Source organism: Faecalibacterium sp., from assembly GCF_052358865.1.
GTDB classification, from domain to species: domain Bacteria; phylum Bacillota; class Clostridia; order Oscillospirales; family Ruminococcaceae; genus Faecalibacterium; species Faecalibacterium butyricigenerans.
Genome location: NZ_DAWCVJ010000049.1, coordinates 1 through 18,730, shown reverse-complemented (window position 1 = coordinate 18,730; position 18,730 = coordinate 1). Strand labels below are relative to the sequence as shown.

Below are 18,730 nucleotides of genomic sequence, written 5' to 3'. Positions count from 1 at the left end.
TCGGGGTCTGAAAGGGGCGAGCAGCCCCTTTCTTGCAACGGCGACGACCGCCGCCAGTGGCGGAAACAGGGAGGAGCTGTTGGGGCAGCGGCCAGCAGGATGCGAGCGGCAGCGAAGCAGACGCTGGGAGCCGCAACCCGTCGGTTCCCGCTCCTCGAAAGTAGCGGGTGCTTTTCTGGTTCTCTTTTGGCACGCAAAAGAGAACTTAGCCTTACCGTAACAGCGCTCTACCCCCGCGCCACCAGCGCGTAATCCCTCTCAGAAATGCCCCTCAAAATCCCCTTCGATTTCATAGGGCCAGCTGAGGATGCCCCCGAGGTCATAGATATTGGTATACCCCAGCGCATCCAGCTTCTGGACTGCATCCGCGCTGCGGCGTCCGGTGCGGCAGTAGACCAGCCACGGCGCATCCTTATCGGGCAGCACCTCAGCGGCACGGCTCATCACCTCGCCCAGCGGCAGCAGCTTTGCCCCCGGGATATGTCCCACTGCGTATTCATCCGGCTCCCGCACGTCCACTGCCTGTGCCTTTTTCGCGTCCAGCAGACGGATGGCGGCTGCGGGGTCGATCTTCTGTATCATAGGTGTCTCTCCTTATCGTCTCTTGTTGTATCATCTTATGATAACAGATATTTTTTGCTCTCGCAAGATGCCGCTTCCCTCTCGCGGTATTTTTCCCGGTTCCCCCGGATGCTGCCGAAAGGAAGGTTTTTTCACTTTCCAAAAGCGGGACGCCGTGGTATACTGAAAGACGAATAAGGAGAGAGACCGCTATGAAATTTTCCACCAAGAGCCGCTATGCGCTACGGCTGATGGCCGAGCTGGCCCGCTATGCGCCGGGCACCACCGTCTCCCTGAAGGAGATCAGCGAGCGCCAGCAGCTGAGCTTGAAATATCTCGAACAGATCGTCACCCCGCTGGCCCGCGTGGGCCTTGTCAAGAGCGAGCGGGGCAGTCAGGGCGGCTACCGCCTGACCAAGGCCCCCGCCGACTACACCGCCGGTGAGATTCTGCGGGCCATCGAGGGCAGCGTCGCCCCCATCCCCTGCCTCGGCAGCGTGACCAACGAGTGCCCCATGTCCGACCAGTGCTTCACCCTGCCCTTCTGGGCGGGCCTCGACGAGGTCATCAACCAGTACATCGACAGCGTGACCCTCGAGCAGCTGGCCCAGAGCCTCCCTTCCGTCAACGAGGGCTGCGGCTGCTGCGGCGCCAAGTCCTGATTTTTCTGCCCCGGGATTGACTCCGCGCCCAAAAAAAGGTATACTGTTTAGGTATCACCGCCGGGGTGTTGCGCAGTTGGTAGCGCGCCTGCTTTGGGAGCAGGAGGCCGCGAGTTCGAGTCTCGCCACTCCGACCACAAAAAAAGCCACGATGAAGCGTCGGAGAATGACGCACATCGTGGCTTTCTTCATCTGCACAGGAGGTTTTCTATGATCTGTGACATCTGCAAAGACGAGCTTTTTCTCGCCCGGAAAGCCGCACCGGCCTCCCCGGAAGACCTGCCCATCGCGCAGGATCTGCTGGAAACGCTCATCGCCCACAAAGACGGCTGTGTCGGCATGGCGGCGAACATGATCGGCGCTGCAAAGCGCATCATCGCCGTCGAGGGCGAGGACGGCTATCTCGTCATGTTCAACCCGGTCATCCTCAAAAAGTCCGGGCCGTATGAGACCGAGGAGGGCTGTCTCTCCCTCACCGGCACCCGAAAGACCAAGCGCTACCAGACCATCAAGGTCCAGTGGCAGAACGAAAAATTCCAGACCCGCATCAAGACCTTCACCGGCTGGACCGCCGAGATCCTCCAACACGAGATCGACCACTGCGACGGCATCCTCATCTGAGACGACAAAAGCCCTGCGGCGGGTGCCACAGGGCTTTTTTGCTGCCTGAGATTACTTGGGCTGACGGCCGATGTAGGCGAGGATACCGCCGTCGGCGTAGAGGATCTGGCCGTTCACGAAGTCCGAAGCATGGGAGGCGAGGAAGACGCAGGGGCCTACCATGTCCTCCGCCTCGCCCCAGCGGCCTGCGGGGGTCTTGGCGGTAATGAACTGGTCGAAGGGGTGGCGGCTGCCGTCGGGCTGGATCTCCCGCAGCGGGGCGGTCTGGGCGGTGGCGATGTAGCCGGGGCCCATGCCATTGCACTGGATGTTGTACTCGCCGTACTCGGAGGCGATGTTCTTGGTCAGCATCTTCAGCGCGCCCTTGGCAGCGGCGTAGGCGGAGACGGTCTCGCGGCCCAACTCGCTCATCATGGAGCAGATGTTGATGATCTTTCCCTCATGCTTTTCCATCATGTCGGGCAGGACAGCCTTGGAGCAGTTGAATGCGCCGCCCACATGGACGTCGATGACCCGCATGAAATCGGCGTGGCTCATCTCGACCATCGGCACCCGTTTCATCAGACCGGCGTTGTTGACCAGAATGTCCACCGGGCCGACCTCGGCCTTGATCTTTGCCACCATCGCGTTGACGGCGTCCTCGTCGGACACATCGGCGACATAGCCGTGGGCCTCGATGCCTGCTGCCTTGTAAGCCGCCATGCCTTTTTCGAGGCTGGCTTCGGAAGAGCAGTTGAAGCAGATGGCCGCGCCGCACTTGGCCATCCCCTCTGCGATGGAAAAGCCGATGCCGTGGGCACCGCCGGTGATGAGGGCGACCTTGCCCTTCAGGTCAAAAGCTGACAGATCCATTGTATTCCTCCTGTTGATCGTGACGTCAGGGCCATCGCCCTGACGTGATAGCGTGCTTTTCTCTGCCTGCTCCACGCTGGCAGGTGTGGCGGGGCTGAGAGAGCCAAGTTAAATATTTAGCAAAACGCCCCGCGCCGGTCTCCCGGTGCGGGGCGTTGTATGGTGTACTGTTTAGCGCAGGTCGGTGGTAGCGATGTTGTCCATGTCGTCAAACTCCATGTTCTCGCCGCCCATTGCCCAGATAAAGGTGTAGTTGGAAGTGCCTACGCCGCTGTGGATGCTCCAGGAGGGGCTGATGACAGCATCCTCGTTGTGCATCACGATGTGGCGAGTCTGAGTCGGCTCGCCACACATATGGAACACCACCTGCCCCTCGGGCAGTTCAAAATAGGTGTAGATCTCCATCCGACGTTCGTGCGTGTGGCTGGGCATGGTATTCCAGTTGGAGCCAGACTCCAGCTCGGTCATGCCCATGCTCAGCTGGCAGGTCTTGAGCACATCGGGGTGGATGAACTGATTGATGGTGCGCTTATTGCAGGTCTCGACGCTGCCCAGAGGACGGTGATTTGCATCAGCCATCTTGATGAGGCGGGTCTCGTAAGAGCAATGTGCCGGAGCGGAGACCATATAGAACTTTGCCGGATGCTCAGGGTCTGCGGAAGCGAAAGTCACTTCCTTGGTGCCCTGCGTGATATACAGGCAGTCCTTATAGCCCAGCTCGTACTTCACACCGTCGGCCACCACGATGCCCGTGGAGTCCTTGCCGATGTTGAAGATACCGATCTCGCGGCGCTCGAGGAAATAGTGGGTGCCAAAGTTGGCCCAGACGTCGATGCCCTTGTCGATGGAGACCGTCTCGTGGACCGGCATACAGCCCAGCGTGACCATACGGTCAACATGGCTGTAGACGGCCACGACCTCGTCGGCCTTGTACAGGCCGGTGATGAGCATCTCGTCGCGCATCTCCTCGGTGGTGTAGCGCTTGAAGTCTTTCTGATTGCAGGAATAGCGGATCTCCATTGCGGATCTCCTTTCCTGCTTAGCGCTGGATACGGCCGGAACCGTCGCCGCCAGCCAGCTTCTCGACCTCGGAGACAGTCATCATGTTGTAGTCGCCCTCGATGGTGTGCTTCAGAGCAGAAGCAGCAACAGCGAACTCAACAGCATCCTGAGTGCTCTTGCCGTTCAGCAGAGCGTAGATCAGGCCGCCGCCGAAGGAGTCACCGCCGCCGACGCGGTCGATGATCTTCAGCTCGTACTTCTTGGAGAAGCAGTACTCGTTGGAAGCGACATCGTACAGCATAGCGCTCCAGCCGTTCTCGGAGGCGTTGTGGCTCTCACGCAGGGTGATAGCGACCTTCTCGAAGTGGAACTTGTCAGCCAGCTGCTTTGCGACGCTCTTGTAGCCCTCAGCGTTCAGCTTGCCGCCGTAGATGTCGGTAGCCTCGGCCTCGATGCCGAACACGTCCTTTGCGTCCTCCTCGTTGGAGATGCAGACATCGACGTACTCGCACAGCTTGGTCATAGCCTCACGAGCCTCGGCACGGGTCCACAGCTTGCCGCGGTAGTTCAGGTCGCAGCTGATCTTCACGCCGTGAGCCTTAGCAGCCTTGCAGGCCTCGAGGCAGATCTCGACGACATTTGCGCCCAGAGCCGGGGTGATGCCGGTGAAGTGGAACCAATCCACGCCCTCGAAGATCTTATCCCAGTCGAAATCGGAAGGCTGAGCCAGCTGGATGGCGCTGTTGGCACGGTCGTAGATGCAGACAGAGCCGCGCTGAGAAGCGCCCTTCTCGTTGTAGTAGATGCCGACACGGTCACCGCCGCGGGTGATCATGCTGGTATCGACGCCGTAGCGGCGCAGGCTGTTGACAGCGGCCTGACCGATGGCGTGTGCGGGGAGCTTGGTGACGAAGGCTGCATCCAGACCGTAGTTGGCCAGAGAGACAGCGACGTTGGCCTCACCGCCGCCGAAGGTGAACTCCAGGCTGTTGGCCTGAACGAAACGCTCGTAGTTGAAGGGCTGCAGACGAACCATCAGCTCGCCAAAGGTAACGACTTTCATAGTGTTTCTCCTTTTATGTTCGTATATCATCCCGCCGCAGCGGGTATTGACGGAATGGAGCGGCAATTATGCCTGAACCAGATGGAATGCAAAGCCGGCGATCTCGCCCTCCATGTAGCAGGCGACGGTCTTGCCGTTCTTGACGTTCTTGCTGTCGAGGTCGAACTTCACGCCGCGCTGAGACAGGTGGTAGATCGCACGATCCACGTTGTTGCAGCCGATGGCGATGTGTCCGTTGGTGCCGCGGCCCGGCTTCTTCATGATCTCGAACTCCTTGTTGCCCACGAAGATGCTGGAGTTGCCCGGAGCGACCTTCATGTTCAGCATGGTGGAGATCAGGCCGGCCACCTTGGCAGCCTCTTCCTCGTTGCCGGTGTTGATGCCGACATGGATGAGGTGCAGGCCCAGCATGGTGTCAACAGCTTCCTTGCTCTGTGCGGTGATCTTGGCCCAATCGCCGGCCTTGATGACGTCGCTCTTGCACATCCAGGTGCCGCCGACTGCGAAGATCTGGTCATAGCCCAGATAATCGTTGACGTTCTTGGCGTTGACGCCGCCGGTGCACATCCAGCGGGCACCCTTCAGGGCAGCGCCGATGTTCTTCAGCATACCCACGCCGCCGTTTGCCTCGGCGGGGAAGAACTTCAGAGCCTCGCAGCCCATGTTCATGGCCTGCTGCATCTCGCCTGCGGAGGCGGTGCCGGGCATCATGATGCCGCCCTTGTCGATGACGTGCTTGCAGACCTCGGGGTCGAAGCCGGGCGCGACGATAAAGGAAGCGCCTGCAGCCATAGCGCGGTCAGCCTGCTCACAGGTCAGGACAGTGCCGGCGCCCAGCAGCATCTCGGGCATCTCCTCGTGGATCTTGCGGATGCAATCCTCAGCACATGCGGTGCGGAAGGTGACCTCAGCTGCGGGCAGGCCGCCCTCAGCCAGAGCCTTGCACAGGGGCAGGGCCTCGTCTACGCTGTTAAAAGCAATAACAGGGATAATGCCGATCTGATAGACCTTTTCTACGATGGGATTCATAACGCATTTCTCCTTTTTAACATTTGCATGAATTCACATGGCCGGAGTCCCTTGCGGGCATACCTTCCCCACCATGCATTCGTATCTTTAGTATAAACGACATCGGCCCGTTTGGTAATGCTCAACAAGCACAATGTTTTGCATAAGAGCTTGTATACATTGCACAAAAACGCCGATTTTGGCTTCTTAAACCCCGAGACGGGCAAAAATTTCGGCCACGCCGTCGTGGTCATTGTCGTTTTCGCTGACGATGTCGGCCAATCTGCGGATGTGCTCCATCCCGTTGGCCATCACAGCGGCGACGCCCGCCTTTTCCAGCATGGCGCGGTCGTTTTCGCTGTCGCCCACGGCCAGCGTGGCTTCCCGGGGGATGCCCAGATGGTCGGCCAGTGCCAGCAGGCTCTCGCCCTTGTTCACCCCCGCCGCCGTGACCTCGATGTTGTCGGGGGAGCCTTGCACCACCTCAACGCCCCGGATGGCCGTGAAGCGGGGCAGATACTGCCGGGCCTCCTCGGCAGAGTGGAAGAACATGCAAAACTTCTCCACTGCATGGGCGTGGCGGCTCATCCACTCGCTCTGCTCCCGCAGGATGGTGAAGCGGCCGTCGTTGGGCTGGATGGCCTCCGTCCCCCGCACGGCCGCCAGACGGGCAAAGCGCTCGTCGAAGAAGCGCTGCTGCACCGTGTCCCGGAGGGCACGGCCATCGCTGAAGATGTTCAGCCCGCCGGGCAGGCCGCGGAAGGCCTCGTAGACCTCCCGGGCCGTCTCCACCGGGAAGCAGCGCCGGATGATGCACTCCGGCTGGCTGGTCTCATGCTGGGCGGCGTTGGCGTACCGGCTGTAGACGCAGCCCAGAGGGTCATTTCCAAGGTCCCAGACCGCCGCACCGTTGGAGGTGAGGGCATAACGCACCCAAGGCTGTTTTGCCACCACAGGCGGCAGGCTGGCCAGCGGGCGGCCCGTGGCCGGGATGACCACGACGCCCCGGTCAGAGGCCTCGGACAGGACCTTCCGGGTGTAGTCCGTGACTTCGCCGCTGCTGTTGAGCAGCGTACCGTCCAAGTCAAGGGCTGCAAGAAGGATGGGGTGAGATGAAATAGACATGAAAGCTCCTTTGTGCTCGTGCATACACATTCCTCCTGCCCCGGCGGAGCAGGCTGTCTTTATTCTATAACAGGAAACAGATTTGCGCAAGTCGGCCAAGTGTGGTAAAATGTATCATCGTATGACAGATTTATAGGAGAATTTACATGAAAACTTCCCTTCTTCGTGCACGGCCCCATCTGTGGTACCAGCTCTACTGGGTGCTCTACCTCATCTGGTTCTTCTGGCTGGACTTCACCGTCACCGACCCGAAATACATCATCCGCAGCCCGCTGGACGACTTCATTCCCTTCAACGAGTGGTTCATCTTCCCCTACGGCAGCTGGTTTTTCCTGCTGGCCGGGGTCACGGCGCTGCTGTGGTGGTTCGACACCGCCAGCTACGACAAGCTCTGTCTCATGATGTTCTCGGGCATGACCTTCTGCCTCATCGTCTATATGGTGCTGCCCAACGGCCTCGATATCCGCCCCATGGCGGAGGAGGTGGGCCGCAGCAACATCGCCATGACCCTGATGCAGCTCATCTGGAAGGCCGACGCCTCGGTGAACGTCTGCCCCTCCATCCACTGCCAAAGCTCGGCCTGCATGGCCATCGCCTTCTCGGGCAGCACGCTGGCCCGGGAAAAGAAGTGGCTCAAGATCCTGGCCTTCGGCTGGGCGGCCCTCATCTGCGCCTCTACCGTCTTTACCAAGCAGCACTCCATCATCGACGTCTTCTGCGGGCTGGCCGTGGCGCTGGTCTGGGTGCCGGTGCTCTATCTTCGCCCCCGGAAGGCGTGAGTTTTCGGATAAAATATGCCGTTTTTGCTGTGTCCGCTCTTGACGGCACAGCGGCCCGCGGGTACAATGGTGGTAGCTGATATATCACATCTGCGGGCACTGCCCGCTTCGAAAGGAGCATGACACGGCCATGGCATCACGAAGTGCGCGGGAGATCGCCTACGAGACCATCCGCAGCCGGATCATCACGATGGACTTAAAGCCCGGCGACGAACTGAACGACCGGGAGCTGGCGCAGGAGCTGGGCATCAGCCGCACCCCCATGCGGGAGGCGCTCATCATGCTCAACATCGCCCACATGGTGGTCATCAAGCCCCAGAGCGGCACCCATGTGGCCCCCATCGACCTCAAGCTGATGGAAATGGAGCAGTTCGCCCGCTTCACGCTGGAAAAGGAGATCCTGAACCGTATCCGGGGCCGTCTGACCGCCGAGCAGGAGGCCGCCTACCGACTCAACCTTGAGAGCTACCGCCAGCTGGAGCGCGACCCCTCCGCCGAAAACCGGGAAACGAGGATGCTCGACCTCGACAACGCCTTCCACCGCCGGGCCTTTGAGCTGTGCGGCATGGAGGAGCACTTCGACCATATGCTCTCCACCTTCCAGCACATCGAGCGTCTGCGGAAATTCAGCCTCCAGACGGAGGAGAACAAGTCCGTCTGCGCAGCCCACACCCGCATCCTCGAGGCCGTCCTGCGCGGCTCGGAGGAAGACCTCAGCCGCGCCCTCAGCGACCACCTGAACCGCTACAAGCTCTCGGTGGAGCAGGCCCGCCAGCGCCACCCTGAGTATTTCACCGAGGGGACCGTCCACCCGGTAGACCACATCTGACCAGACACAAAAAACGCCGCACAGCGTATCAAAATCGCTGTGCGGCGTTTTATTCTACGGTAAAGTTTCGGAGGGTGCTCAGGCCTTCTCAATGGTGATGCTCCACTCGCTGGTCATGGCCTCATCGACGTCCAGCACCTCGTGATGGCCCTCCTCGTTGACGCTGTTGGCCCAGCCGTTCCAAGGCTCCATGCAGACGAAGCTCTCGGCATCCTGCTGCCAGAGCACGCCCTTGTCGAAGGTCTCATCGGCGTCCACCGTGACCTTGTGGCCATTGCCCTTGTCGGTGAAGGTCATGGGGAACTCCACGCCGGTCATCAGGCGGATGGTGTTGTCTGCGCCCTCCTTGCGGGTGAGGGTGATCTTTTCCGGGGCAGCGGGCTGCTCGCCCTTGGCATTCTCGGAGCAGGTGGCGCACTTGATGTCAAAGTCCACATTTTCCAGCGCAGAGGCCACGAAATAGGGGTGGTAGCCGAAGCTGAAGGGCATGGGCTTGTCGCCCTCGTTGATGACGGTCAGGCTGATGAGGGCCTTATTGCCCTCGAGGTTGTAGTTCACCAGCAGGGTGAAGTCGAAGGGGTAGAGGAACTTGGTCAGCGGGGTGGATTCCAGCGCCAGCGTCACGCCGTCCGGGCCGACGCTCTCCACGTCCCAAGCGCACAGGTCGGCGAAGCCATGGGTCTCCATCGGATAGGCCTTGCCCTCAAAGTTGTGGACGCCGCCGTCGGGGTTGCCGCAGCTGGGGAAGAGCACCGGCACGCCGAAGCGGGGGCGGTTGCACTCCGAGAAGTTGGGGCGGCGGGTCCAGATATACTCGTCGCCGTCGAGGGTAAAGCCGGTGATCATGCCGCCGCGCTCGGGGGTGATGGTCAGGCTGGTCTTGGCGGCGGGGTCGGTGATGACATACTGCTCATAGCAGGCGCCGTTCTCGGTGATGTACTGGGTGGTGATCTGGTTCATAGTTCAGTCCTCCGTATGTTTCTGGTTTTTCTGGTATTCTGCCAGTTTTTCAAAATAGTAATCGATGCCATAGCGGATGAAGTATTTGATGATGCGGACCGCGATGCAGATGACGGCTGCATAAATCAGCAGTGTAAAGAGCAGCGCTCCATTGGCTCCTATTCTCATAAAATTCTCCTTTCGCCATGCATAAAGAGGCCGCCGGGCGGTATGTACCGCTCAGCAGCCTCATTTTTACTTAAAGAACGACGCCGTCCTTGAAGATGGAGATCTCGCGGAAGCCGTGCTTTTCGGCCTTGGTCTGCTCGCCGCTGGCCACCCGGATGACCAGATCCAGCAGATCCTTTGCGGCCTCGTCGATGGTCTTCTCGCCGTCGGCGATGACGCCGGTGTTGAAATCGATCCAGCCCGACTTCTTCTCCGCCAGCGGGGTGTTGGTGGAGATCTTCAGGGTGGGAGCGGGGGCAGAGAAGGGCGTGCCGCGGCCGGTGGAGAAGAGGATGAGGTGTGCACCGGCGGCGGTCATGGCGGTGGCGGAAACGAGGTCATTTCCGGGGCCGTAGAGCATATTCAGGCCCTTGGTGACGACGGGGTCGCCGTAGCCGATAACGTCCATGATGGGGGCTGTGCCGCCCTTCTGGACGCAGCCGCAGCTCTTGTCCTCCAGCGTGGTGATGCCGCCCTGCTTGTTGCCCGGAGAGGGGTTGTCGTAGACGACCTCATTGTGGCTGATGAAGTAGTCCTTAAAGCCGTTGATCATCTTCTCGGCCTTGACGAAGACGTCGTGGTTGATGCAGCGGTCCATCAGGAAGCCCTCGGCGCCGAACATCTCGGGCACCTCGGTCAGGACGGTGGAGCCGCCGCGCTGGCCCATCATGTCGGAGAAGCGTCCGATGGTGGGGTTGGCGGTGATGCCAGACAGACCATCCGAGCCGCCGCACTTCATGCCGACCACCAGCTCGCTCACGGGGATCGGCTCGCGCTTGAACTGGCCGGCGTAAGCGGCCAGCTCCTTCAGGATGTCGCGGGCGGCGGCAAATTCGTCGTCCACGTCCTGACAGGTCAGGAATTTCACCCGGTCGTGGTCATACTCGCCCAGCTCTTCCACGAACTGGTCGTGCTGCAGGTTCTCACAGCCCAGATGCAGCACCAGAACGGCGGCGGCATTGGGATGACGGACGAGGGCGGCCAGCAGCTTGCGGGTCTGTGCGTGGTCATGGCCGGTCTGGCTGCAGCCGAAGGGATGGGTGAAGGTGTAGAGGCCCTCGATGGTGCCGGTGACGAGGTCCTGATTGTCGGCCACCATCTTCTTGGCGATGTCGTTGACACAGCCGACGGTGGGGATGATCCAGATCTCGTTGCGGATGGCGGCGCGGCCATCCTTGCGGCGGAAGCCCATAAAGGTCTCGGCCTCCACCTTGGGCAGCGGGGCCAGCTCGGGGGAGGGGTTATAGCTGTACTCCACCTCGCCGGAGAGGTTGGTGTGGACATTGTGGGTGTGCATCCAGGTGCCCGGCTCGGCGTCGGCGGTGGCGTGGCCGATGGGGAAGCCGTACTTGATGACGTTCTCGCCGTTCCGGATGGGCTTGACTGCCATCTTGTGGCCCTGCGGGATGTCCTCCAGCGCGGTGACGGCAAGGCCGTCCACCTCGACGAGGGTGCCCTTGGCAATGGGATGCAGAGCGACAACGACGTTGTCGATGGGGCTGATATGGATCGCCTGCGGCATAGTTTTTCTCCTACTCTCTCATAACACAAAGGGGGCTGCTGCCCAAAGCAGCAGCCCTCTGTGTCCAAATGTTCAGCTTACAGGCAGCTCTTGTAAGCAGCCTCTGCGCCCTCGGTGCGGATCAGCTCGAGGTCTGCCAGAACAGCGGCCTCAAGGCCCTCGATCTTGGTCAGATCCTGATCCCACATCTGGGTGTTGGTCAGCACAGCGTGCACCAGCTGGGCAGCGGTGTCGTCCTTGTGTGCATAGTAGAAGTCCAGTGCCCATGCGTCATCCTGGATCTTATAGGTGTTGCCGGCCGGACGCTTGCAGATGAGGCCGTCGGCGGTGCGCTCCTGAATGTCGTTGGAGTAGAAGGCGATGTAAGCAGCCAGAGACATGGTCAGGCACTTGGGCAGCTTCTTCTGCTCCTCGATGTAGGCCAGGAAGGAGGGCATATTGCGGGCCTTCCACTTGGAGGTGGAGTTCAGGGAGATGCTCATCAGCTCGTGGTTGATGAAGGGGTTGTTGAAGCGGTCCTGCACAGCAGAAGCGAACTCCTCGAGATCCTTCTTGTCCAGAGGCAGGGTGGGGATGACCTCCTCGTGCAGCATCTTGTTCATGAAGCCGCGGATGGTGTCGTTGTGCATGCAGTCACGCACGATGTCGAAGCCAGCCAGATATGCGCCCAGAACGAAGCCGGTGTGTGCGCCGTTCAGGATGCGGACCTTGCGCTTCTTGTAGGGGGTGACATCGGGCACGACCATGACGTTGACACCGGCCTTCTTGAACGGCAGCTTGTCCTCCAGACCATCGGGGCCCTCGATGACCCAGACGCCGAAGACTTCGCCGACGTCCAGCGCCTTATCGGTGTAGCCGTTGGCCTCTTCCAGAGCAGCCAGCTCCTGCGGGTCACGGATGCGGCCCGGGACGATGCGGTCCACCAGAGTGGAGCAGAAGGTGTTGGCGTTGTTCATCCAGTCGATGAAGGCAGCGTCAAGGTTCCAGTCCTTAGCGTAGTTGTTGCAGCACTTCTGCAGCTCCTTGCCGTTGTTGTCGATCAGTTCGCAGGACAGGATGATCAGACCCTTGTCGGCAGCGCCCTTGAATGCGGTGTAGCGCTCGTACAGCACGCGGGTCAGCTTTGCAGGGAAGCTGTTGGGGGGAACCTGATCAAACTGGCTGTCGCCCTGCGTATAGGCGATGCCGGCCTCGGTGGTGTTGGAGACGACGATCTCGAGATCCTCAGAGCGGGCCAGAGCCAGCACTTCGTCCCACTTGCCCTCGGAGTAGGGGCAGACGCAGTCGGAGACGCAGGAGATGACGCGCTTTGCATCGACCTTCTGGCCCTTCTCGCTGCCGCGCAGGTACAGGGTGTACAGGCCCTCCTGCTCGTTCATCCAGTCGGCCATCTGGGGGAAGTTGGCGATGGGCTGCACCAGCTTGACCTTGCCGTTGAAGCCAGCCTTCTCATTGGCGATGTCGATGAAGTAATCCACGAATGCACGCAGGAAGTTGCCCTCGCCGAACTGCATCACCTTAACGGGTGCGTCCTTGAGGATATAGCCGTTGTAACCGGTGCTTTCCAGGACCTTGTAATTCAAAGTTTCCATTTGAGTGTCTCCTTTTACCAATTTGCTTTGCCTTTCACGGGGCAGCCAGAGCCGCGCCCTTCTCTTTCTCTATTTTATGCTGTTGTATACAAATAAGTCAAGTGGTTCTCCACAGTTTTTTGCAGGAAAAGGGGCCGTTTTTATAAAAACCAGCGAATTGTACAAGTCTGGGCGAGAATTTTGGGCAGTTTTTCAGTTGTATACATCCGCATTTTCCGGTATACTAAAGACAGGCATCGCCTGTTTGCACGGAACAGGCCCATACCTCTATTTTTTAAAGAATGTTTCAAACCGTCAAGACCATTGAAAAAAGGAGTTCTGACCATGAAAGCATTTATGGATAAGGAGTTCATGCTCCAGTCGCCCACCGCACAGCACCTGTATCACGCTTACGCTGAGGGTATGCCCATCTGTGACTACCACTGCCACATCCCTCCCCGTGAGATCTACGAGAACCGCCGCTTCGACAACATCGCTCAGGTCTGGCTGGGCGGCCGCAACCCGGACGGCAGCTACTTCGGCGACCACTACAAGTGGCGCGTCATGCGCTCCAACGGCGTGCCCGAGGAGTACATCACCGGCGACAAGCCCGACCGCGAGCGTTTCCAGAAGTTTGCCGAGGCTCTGCCCATGGCCATCGGCAACCCGATGTACCACTGGACCAACCTCGAGCTGCACACCTTCTTCGGCTATGACGGCGTGCTGAACGGTGACACCGCCGAGGAAGTCTGGAACCTGTGCAACGACAAGCTCCAGCACGACCCCAAGCTGACCGTCCGCGGCCTCATCGAGCAGAGCAACGTGGCTTTCATCGGCACCACCGATGACCCCATCGACAGCCTCGAGTGGCACAAGAAGATCAAGGAAGACCCCACCATCAAGTTCACCGTGGCTCCTTCCTTCCGCCCCGACAAGGCCCTCAACATCAACAAGCCCGGCTTCGTTGAGTACATGGGCAAGCTGGCTGCTGCCGTCGGCAAGGAGAAGCTGGCCTGCATCGACTGCGTCACCGGTGCTCTGACCGACCGCATCGAGTTCTTCGCTGAGATGGGCTGCCGCGCTTCCGACCACGGTCTGGACTACATCCCCTACCGTGAGGCCTCCAAGGACGAGGTCAACGCCATCTACCAGAAAGTCATGAAGGGCGAGGCCGTCACGCGGGAAGAGGCTGAGAAGTATCAGACCTACATCCTCATCCATCTGGGCAAGCAGTATCACCGCCTCGGCATCGCCATGCAGATCCACTACAACTGCCTGCGCGGCGTCAACCGCAAGATGAACACCCTGCTGGGACCCGATACCGGTTTCGACATGATCAACACCGCCACCTGCGGCGGCGAGATCGCAGCTCTGCTGAGCGCCCTGAACGACACCGACGAGTGCCCCAAGACCATCATCTACAGCCTGAACCCCGGCGATGACGCTCAGATCGGCACCATCCTCGGCTGCTTCCAGAACAGCGAGGTCCCGGGCAAGATCCAGCACGGCTCCGCTTGGTGGTTCAACGACCACAAGATCGGCATGGAAGAGCAGATGTCCCGTCTGGCCAGCCTCGGCCTGCTGGGCAACTTCGTCGGTATGCTGACCGACAGCCGCAGCTTCCTGAGCTACACCCGCCACGACTACTTCCGCCGCATCCTCTGCAACCTCATCGGCCAGTGGGTCGAGGACGGCGAGTATCCCAACGACGAGAAGGCTCTGGAGAAGATCGTCCGCGGCGTCTGCTTCGACAACGCAAAGCGCTACTTCAACCTGTAAATCAATCCCGAGGGGGCCGCTGCACATTCGTGCGGCGGCCCCCGTTTTTGCTGTCCTTCCGGAAAAAACAAACACCAAGGCCCGGGGTGGAGACACCCCGGGCCTTGGCCGCATTTTCTATTGAAGAAATAAAGAATTTCTCAGCTGTGCTAAGAGAAGCTTACTTGACAGGCTTGCAGGTGACAACAGCCATGATGTAAACAACATCGGTGGCCTTGCCGCCGCTAGTCTCTTTGACGGTGAACTCCTTCATGCTCAGCACGAACTCATCGCCGGGTTTATTCCCCTGGCTGTTGAGCGAGTAGGCATTAAGAGCACCGGACTTGTTGATTGCTTTACCATCTTCGGTCAGCACCGCTTTGGAGATTTCCTGAGCCTTGTCAGCCTCATTCTTACCCTCGGCTTTGAAGTAGGTGTACCAGACATACTCGTCCTTCTTCGCCTTTTCCAGAGCGGCACGGATGCTGCTCTTTGCGCTTGCAGGAGTCTGAAGCTTGCCATTCTCAGTTGCCGCATCGATAGCCATGTTTGCCAGTGTTTCACTGCCGACCTCGACGGTAGCCTTGGGGTTTGCTTCCTTCAGCATACCCTCCAGCTTGCCAGTAGCCTGACGAGAAGCGGTGCTTCCACAGCCGGTCAGAACAGACATTGCCATGACGCCGGTGAGGACGAGAGCCAGAAGTTTCTTTGCCATTTTCATGATTTTTTGCCTCCCACATGTTCAAATAAATTTCATGGGCAGCTGTCCCTTTCCGGTCGTCAGCCCACAGCATTATTATACCCCCCCCCTGCCAACCTGTCAATATTATTCATGATTTTCATGATATTTCCAAAATGCCCCGGTCTGTGTTATGCAATTTTCACAAATTCACGAACAGGGACAGAAAAGCGCCCCCGCGTCAGCCGTTCAGCCGATGCAGGGGCGCTGTTGTATCTTTGATTTACTTGTTGTCGGCCACCATCATCTTGCTGGCCTTATAGATGTCGCCGCAGCCCAGCGTAATGACCAAGTCACCCTCGCGGGCATTCTGCTTCACCCAGTCGGCGGCAGCTTCCAGACTGTCCACCAGCACCGAGCCGGGGATCTGCGCCGCCAGCTTTGCGCTGGTGATGGACGGGTCGTTCGGCTCGCGGCTGCCCATGATGGGGGTGATGACCGCAATGTCGGGGATCTTGAGCACATCCACGAAGTCGTTGAACAGCATCTTGGTGCGGCTGTATGTAAACGGCTGATGGACGGCGATGAGGCGCTTGTAGCCCAGCTCCTTGGCGGTGGTCAGGGTCGCGCGCAGCTCGGTGGGATGGTGGGCGTAGTCGTCCACCACCACAGCGCCGTTGCACTCGCCGTAGACTTCGAAGCGGCGGCCTGCGCCTTTGAAGCTTGCGGCAGCGGCGGCACACTGCTCGACGGTCAGGCCCGCAAAGCGGCAGACCGCACACATAGCCAGCGCGTTGTAGATGTTGTGACGGCCCGGCACAGCCAGCCGGATGTGGCCGGTAACTTTGCTCCACTCCTTCAGGTCGAACTCGAAGAAGCCGGGCTTATACTCCTGTACATTGACGGCCTGATAGTCACCGTCGTTGTTGATGCCGAAAGTGCGCACACGGCGGTCGAGGGTATACATAACGTCCATCGTGTTCTTGTCGTCGACATTTGCGAAGATCATGAACTGGGTCATAAGGGCGAAGCGCTTGAAGGCAAACTTCAGCTCACCCATGCTGCCGTAATAGTCCAGATGGTCGTTGTCGATGTTCAGCACAACCGAGAGGTAGGGGGTCAGCTTCAGGAAGGTCTCCGAGAACTCACAGGCCTCGATGACGATGTCGTCGCCCTTGCCCGCCTTGCCGTAGCCGTGGATGAGGGGCAGCTTGCCGCCGATGACCGCAGAGGGGTCGCGTCCTGCCAGCTCCAGCGCAGTGGTGATCATGGAAGTCGTGGTGGTCTTGCCGTGGGTACCGGAAACGCAGATGCTCTGTTTGTACAGGCGGCTCACATAGCCCAGCAGGACGCTGCGCTCCACCGTCGTGATGCCGTAGGAAGCTGCCGCATTCAGCTCCACATTGTCCTTTGCAATGGCGGCGGAGTAGACCACGAGGTCTGCGCCGATGACATTGTCTGCGCTGTGGCCCAGCGTGACCTTAACGCCCATCTCCCGCTCGGAGCGGATGATGCTGCCGTCCAGCACGTCGCTGCCCGAGATGTCATAGCCCTTTGCGGCCAGGATCTGGATGAGCGGATACATTCCGCTGCCGCCGCAGCCAATGAAATGGATCTTCTTCACATTATCCAGCAGGTGCTGGGTGTAATCGGTGTACATGAACATAGAAAGCATCCTCCAATAATATAAACGGCTGCCGGGCAGACCGTATCCATTCTAGTGACACCTATTATTATATAATTTTTGGCGCACAAAATAAACACTTCGGAGCGAATTTTCGGAAAGAACCATAAAATCATACGCACTTTTGTGCTATCTGTATAGAATCTGCGGGCCAAGGCTGGGTATTTTGACGCTTCACAAAAGATTTACAATTACTCAGGATAAATAGCTAACGATCTTGAGATTTTTGTGATATAGTTATAGAGGAAATTTTGCTGTGGCAGCGCCTGCATCGACGTCGGCTGTGCCCGGCACGAAAAGAGGAGACACTTTTTTGAAGATCAAAATCACGGCCGACAGCACCTGCGACCTCTCCGAAGCGCTGCTGCGGCAATGGGACATCTCTCTCATGCCCATGCACATCCTGATGGGCGGCGAGAGCTATCTGGACGGCATCACCGTCCGCCCTGCTGACGTCTTTGCCCATGTGGAGGCCGGCGGCCAGACCCCGAAGTCCGCCGCCGCAAATCCGGTGGAGTACATCGACTTCTTCGGGCCGTTCGCCAAAGAGTACGACGCCGTCATCCACATCTCGGTCAGCGCCAAGCTTTCGTCCTGCTATCAGAACGCCTGCCTTGCCGCGCAGGAATACGACAACGTCTCGGTCATCGACAGCGAGAACATCTGCACCGGACAGGGCTATCTTGTCCTCCGCGCCGCCAAATGGGCGGCAGACGGCCTGACGGCCCGCAACATTTGTATGCGGCTCCAGAACCTCGCCAAGCGGGTGGAACTGAGCTTCGTGCTAGACCAGCTCAATTACATGGCCAAGAGCGGCCGCTGCTCCGGCGTGCTGGCGTTCGGCGCAAACCTTCTGGGCATCAAGCCCAGCCTCGCTGTCATCGACGGTGAGCTGAAGGTCGTCAAAAAGTATCGCGGCAGCCTGCCCATCTGTGTCGGCAAGTACATCACCGACTTGCTGGACGGCCGGGACGACATCGACAACTGCATGGTCTTTATCTCGTCCTGCCAGCCCAAGCCCGGCTGCATGGAGGCCATCAGAGCCGGTCTGCGCAGGTACGGCAAATTTGAAAACATCATTGAGACCGACATCGGCACGACCATCGGCGGCTACTCCGGCCCCGGCACCATCGGCATCGTATTCGCAAAGAAAGTCTGAACAGGATTCAACCAAGACGGCCCGGCCAAGTGGAAAACTCCACAGCCGGGCCGTTTTTTAGTTGCGGGAACACTTTTCAGCGTCGATGGCCAGCACGAACATCAGCACATACAGCGCATCCTCCGGCTTTGCAATGTCCAGCACATAAGTATCCGTCCAGTGGAGCAGCTCCTTGGAGATGACTGCCACCGTTGCCCCATCCGGCCCGGTGATGGTGTAGTCCCATTCCGCCCAGTCGCCTTCGATGTGCCAGCCGTTGAAGTCGATATTATACCGCGGCTTGAACCAGCCCCACGGTTCTTTTTTCAGGGTGCCGATGCAGTCGCTCCCCTCGTAAAGTTCGAATTGGGGCCACCAAGAAAAAATCTGCTCCTTCACAGTGCCCAGCTCGTGCTCCTCGCTGGCGTCGAATATTTTCAGGCAGTGCCCCCACGAGAGCTGGCCTTTCACGATATAGACCGTGTTTTCATTTTCATCGTAGATGTCATAGCTGTCGAACCAAGCAAATGCACGCTGTTTGAATAAAAGCTTCATGCCGTCCTCCTCTGTCCGCTTTGTCATACCCTGCTTGACTTATATACGATTTACGCCGCTGTTTTCATGCAGCATCTGGAAATTTTTTCGGATAAATATAAGAAAACCGCCCTGAGAACTCTCAGAGCGGCATATTCAAGTCGGCGACTACCTA

General features: G+C 59.0%; 19 protein-coding genes and 1 tRNA gene. 7 read left to right on the top strand and 13 right to left on the bottom strand.

Annotated features, from left to right (window positions below):
* Positions 1-258: 258 nt before the first annotated feature.
* Complete coding sequence (locus tag ACT8X9_RS08900) at positions 259-582, bottom strand: rhodanese-like domain-containing protein (RefSeq protein WP_227621477.1); 324 nt, start codon at positions 580-582, stop codon at positions 259-261.
* 191 nt (positions 583-773) lie between these two features.
* Between ACT8X9_RS08900 and ACT8X9_RS08895 the strand changes: the two genes are divergently transcribed.
* The 3 genes from ACT8X9_RS08895 to ACT8X9_RS08885 all read left to right on the top strand — a co-directional run bounded on the left by ACT8X9_RS08895 (position 774) and on the right by ACT8X9_RS08885 (position 1,844).
* Entirely contained in the window at positions 774-1,223 is a 450-nt protein-coding gene (locus tag ACT8X9_RS08895; protein WP_227621476.1) for an RrF2 family transcriptional regulator, read from the top strand.
* A gap of 61 nt (positions 1,224-1,284) precedes the next feature.
* Positions 1,285-1,360: transfer RNA gene (locus ACT8X9_RS08890), tRNA-Pro, on the top strand.
* Between the two features lie 73 nt (positions 1,361-1,433).
* Positions 1,434-1,844: a peptide deformylase gene (locus ACT8X9_RS08885; protein ID WP_444268753.1), complete on the top strand. Its 411-nt coding sequence runs from the start codon at positions 1,434-1,436 to the stop codon at positions 1,842-1,844.
* 51 nt (positions 1,845-1,895) lie between these two features.
* Here ACT8X9_RS08885 and ACT8X9_RS08880 read toward each other — a convergent pair whose 3' ends face one another.
* The 5 genes from ACT8X9_RS08880 to ACT8X9_RS08860 all read right to left on the bottom strand — a co-directional run bounded on the left by ACT8X9_RS08880 (position 1,896) and on the right by ACT8X9_RS08860 (position 6,894).
* Positions 1,896-2,696 (bottom strand): gluconate 5-dehydrogenase, encoded by an 801-nt coding sequence (locus tag ACT8X9_RS08880; RefSeq protein WP_412588958.1) that lies wholly within the window; start codon positions 2,694-2,696, stop codon positions 1,896-1,898.
* Positions 2,697-2,867: 171 nt separating this feature from the next.
* A complete protein-coding gene (kduI, locus tag ACT8X9_RS08875; protein WP_227621472.1) occupies positions 2,868-3,716 on the bottom strand; it encodes a 5-dehydro-4-deoxy-D-glucuronate isomerase in 849 nt (282 codons plus the stop codon).
* A gap of 19 nt (positions 3,717-3,735) precedes the next feature.
* Positions 3,736-4,761: a sugar kinase gene (locus ACT8X9_RS08870; protein ID WP_158399690.1), complete on the bottom strand. Its 1,026-nt coding sequence runs from the start codon at positions 4,759-4,761 to the stop codon at positions 3,736-3,738.
* 66 nt (positions 4,762-4,827) lie between these two features.
* Positions 4,828-5,790, bottom strand: a complete 963-nt coding sequence (gene eda, locus ACT8X9_RS08865) for a bifunctional 4-hydroxy-2-oxoglutarate aldolase/2-dehydro-3-deoxy-phosphogluconate aldolase (RefSeq protein WP_227621471.1) — start codon at positions 5,788-5,790, stop codon at positions 4,828-4,830.
* Positions 5,791-5,976: 186 nt separating this feature from the next.
* Complete coding sequence (locus ACT8X9_RS08860) at positions 5,977-6,894, bottom strand: Cof-type HAD-IIB family hydrolase (protein WP_412588955.1); 918 nt, start codon at positions 6,892-6,894, stop codon at positions 5,977-5,979.
* A 146-nt stretch (positions 6,895-7,040) separates the two neighbouring features.
* On the opposite strand from ACT8X9_RS08860, the gene ACT8X9_RS08855 reads away from it, so the two are divergent.
* Positions 7,041-7,673 (top strand): phosphatase PAP2 family protein, encoded by a 633-nt coding sequence (locus tag ACT8X9_RS08855; RefSeq protein ID WP_444268752.1) that lies wholly within the window; start codon positions 7,041-7,043, stop codon positions 7,671-7,673.
* Positions 7,674-7,803: 130 nt separating this feature from the next.
* A complete protein-coding gene (locus tag ACT8X9_RS08850; RefSeq protein ID WP_412588952.1) occupies positions 7,804-8,502 on the top strand; it encodes a GntR family transcriptional regulator in 699 nt (232 codons plus the stop codon).
* Between the two features lie 78 nt (positions 8,503-8,580).
* On the opposite strand, the gene ACT8X9_RS08845 is transcribed toward ACT8X9_RS08850, so the two are convergent.
* From ACT8X9_RS08845 to ACT8X9_RS08830, 4 genes are all read right to left on the bottom strand, one after another.
* Positions 8,581-9,462: an aldose epimerase family protein gene (locus ACT8X9_RS08845; protein ID WP_444268751.1), complete on the bottom strand. Its 882-nt coding sequence runs from the start codon at positions 9,460-9,462 to the stop codon at positions 8,581-8,583.
* Positions 9,463-9,465: 3 nt separating this feature from the next.
* A complete protein-coding gene (locus ACT8X9_RS08840) occupies positions 9,466-9,630 on the bottom strand; it encodes a hypothetical protein (protein ID WP_444268750.1) in 165 nt (54 codons plus the stop codon).
* Positions 9,631-9,700: 70 nt separating this feature from the next.
* On the bottom strand, positions 9,701-11,191 hold the full coding sequence (locus tag ACT8X9_RS08835) for a UxaA family hydrolase (protein ID WP_227621463.1): 1,491 nt from the start codon (positions 11,189-11,191) through the stop codon (positions 9,701-9,703).
* 77 nt (positions 11,192-11,268) lie between these two features.
* Positions 11,269-12,783: a tagaturonate reductase gene (locus ACT8X9_RS08830; protein ID WP_444268749.1), complete on the bottom strand. Its 1,515-nt coding sequence runs from the start codon at positions 12,781-12,783 to the stop codon at positions 11,269-11,271.
* A gap of 324 nt (positions 12,784-13,107) precedes the next feature.
* Between ACT8X9_RS08830 and uxaC the strand changes: the two genes are divergently transcribed.
* The gene (gene uxaC / locus ACT8X9_RS08825; RefSeq protein WP_444268748.1) at positions 13,108-14,541 is read left to right on the top strand and encodes a glucuronate isomerase; all 1,434 of its coding nucleotides are present in this window, start codon (positions 13,108-13,110) and stop codon (positions 14,539-14,541) included.
* Positions 14,542-14,701: 160 nt separating this feature from the next.
* Here the strand turns inward: uxaC and ACT8X9_RS08820 are convergent, their stop codons facing one another.
* Both ACT8X9_RS08820 and murC read right to left on the bottom strand, forming a co-directional pair.
* Entirely contained in the window at positions 14,702-15,241 is a 540-nt protein-coding gene (locus tag ACT8X9_RS08820; RefSeq protein WP_444268747.1) for a hypothetical protein, read from the bottom strand.
* A gap of 241 nt (positions 15,242-15,482) precedes the next feature.
* Entirely contained in the window at positions 15,483-16,865 is a 1,383-nt protein-coding gene (murC, locus tag ACT8X9_RS08815; protein WP_412588944.1) for a UDP-N-acetylmuramate--L-alanine ligase, read from the bottom strand.
* 331 nt (positions 16,866-17,196) lie between these two features.
* Here murC and ACT8X9_RS08810 point away from each other — a divergent pair, with 331 nt between their 5' ends.
* Positions 17,197-18,042: a DegV family protein gene (locus ACT8X9_RS08810; RefSeq protein ID WP_444268746.1), complete on the top strand. Its 846-nt coding sequence runs from the start codon at positions 17,197-17,199 to the stop codon at positions 18,040-18,042.
* Between the two features lie 57 nt (positions 18,043-18,099).
* Here ACT8X9_RS08810 and ACT8X9_RS08805 read toward each other — a convergent pair whose 3' ends face one another.
* Positions 18,100-18,576 (bottom strand): LURP-one-related/scramblase family protein, encoded by a 477-nt coding sequence (locus tag ACT8X9_RS08805; RefSeq protein ID WP_444268745.1) that lies wholly within the window; start codon positions 18,574-18,576, stop codon positions 18,100-18,102.
* Between the last annotated feature and the right edge of the window lie 154 nt (positions 18,577-18,730).

Coding starts and splice junctions, on each gene's coding strand:
- ACT8X9_RS08895 (WP_227621476.1), top strand. CDS start 774: ATGAAATTTTCCACCAAGAGCCGCTATGCGCTACGGCTGATGGCCGAG.
- ACT8X9_RS08885 (WP_444268753.1), top strand. CDS start 1,434: ATGATCTGTGACATCTGCAAAGACGAGCTTTTTCTCGCCCGGAAAGCC.
- ACT8X9_RS08820 (WP_444268747.1), bottom strand. CDS start 15,241: ATGAAAATGGCAAAGAAACTTCTGGCTCTCGTCCTCACCGGCGTCATG.
- ACT8X9_RS08830 (WP_444268749.1), bottom strand. CDS start 12,783: ATGGAAACTTTGAATTACAAGGTCCTGGAAAGCACCGGTTACAACGGC.
- eda (WP_227621471.1), bottom strand. CDS start 5,790: ATGAATCCCATCGTAGAAAAGGTCTATCAGATCGGCATTATCCCTGTT.
- uxaC (WP_444268748.1), top strand. CDS start 13,108: ATGAAAGCATTTATGGATAAGGAGTTCATGCTCCAGTCGCCCACCGCA.
- ACT8X9_RS08845 (WP_444268751.1), bottom strand. CDS start 9,462: ATGAACCAGATCACCACCCAGTACATCACCGAGAACGGCGCCTGCTAT.
- ACT8X9_RS08850 (WP_412588952.1), top strand. CDS start 7,804: ATGGCATCACGAAGTGCGCGGGAGATCGCCTACGAGACCATCCGCAGC.
- ACT8X9_RS08805 (WP_444268745.1), bottom strand. CDS start 18,576: ATGAAGCTTTTATTCAAACAGCGTGCATTTGCTTGGTTCGACAGCTAT.
- ACT8X9_RS08900 (WP_227621477.1), bottom strand. CDS start 582: ATGATACAGAAGATCGACCCCGCAGCCGCCATCCGTCTGCTGGACGCG.
- ACT8X9_RS08880 (WP_412588958.1), bottom strand. CDS start 2,696: ATGGATCTGTCAGCTTTTGACCTGAAGGGCAAGGTCGCCCTCATCACC.
- ACT8X9_RS08860 (WP_412588955.1), bottom strand. CDS start 6,894: ATGTCTATTTCATCTCACCCCATCCTTCTTGCAGCCCTTGACTTGGAC.
- murC (WP_412588944.1), bottom strand. CDS start 16,865: ATGTTCATGTACACCGATTACACCCAGCACCTGCTGGATAATGTGAAG.
- ACT8X9_RS08870 (WP_158399690.1), bottom strand. CDS start 4,761: ATGAAAGTCGTTACCTTTGGCGAGCTGATGGTTCGTCTGCAGCCCTTC.
- ACT8X9_RS08840 (WP_444268750.1), bottom strand. CDS start 9,630: ATGAGAATAGGAGCCAATGGAGCGCTGCTCTTTACACTGCTGATTTAT.
- ACT8X9_RS08835 (WP_227621463.1), bottom strand. CDS start 11,191: ATGCCGCAGGCGATCCATATCAGCCCCATCGACAACGTCGTTGTCGCT.
- kduI (WP_227621472.1), bottom strand. CDS start 3,716: ATGGAGATCCGCTATTCCTGCAATCAGAAAGACTTCAAGCGCTACACC.
- ACT8X9_RS08855 (WP_444268752.1), top strand. CDS start 7,041: ATGAAAACTTCCCTTCTTCGTGCACGGCCCCATCTGTGGTACCAGCTC.